A 619-nucleotide genomic window follows, 5' to 3' on the forward strand; every position below is an offset into this window, starting at 1 on the left:
CGGGCAGTGGACGCAGGCCGTGCGCGCCGGCGGGGCCGACATTGATGCCGTGGCCGGCCTGGCCGTGGATGCCGCGGGCAATGTGACCGTGGTGGGCACCTTCACCAACTACGGCGCCAGCCCCGCTGCCACCACCACCTTTGGCACCACCACCTTCAGCAATACCGGTTACATCGGCTCCTACGTGGCACGCCTGAATGTGGCCGGCACCTGGACGCAGGCCGTGCCCCTGGTGGGCAACTGGGTCGAGGTGAAGGGCGTGGCCCTGGATGCCACCGGCGCGGCCGTGCTGGCCGGCGGCTTTGGCCAGACGCTCACCCTGGGCACCAACCCCGTGCTGAGTACCGGCAGCAGCCGCGACTTCTTCGTGGCCCGGCTGAACCCCGCCGGGCAGTGGACGCAGGCCGTGCAGGGGGCCACCCCCGGCACCAACAGCAACTACTGCCACGTGGGGGGCATGGCCCTGGATGCCGCCACCGGCAGCGTGGTGCTCACGGGGGATTTCAACGGCACGATGACCTTCCGCAACCAGGAGCAGCCCAGCATGGTGAGCGCGGGCTCGAACGACGTGTTTGTGGTGCGCCTGAGCGCCGCCGGCACCTGGACGATGGCCGCCCGG

At 70.8% G+C, this 619-nt stretch carries 1 protein-coding gene; it reads left to right on the plus strand.

Features of this window, described 5'->3' with window-relative positions:
* On the plus strand, positions 1-619 hold a 619-nt coding region (locus ACYVDE_RS25510; protein WP_460504307.1), incomplete at both ends, for a hypothetical protein.

It is taken from the genome of Hymenobacter agri (genome assembly GCF_054778495.1).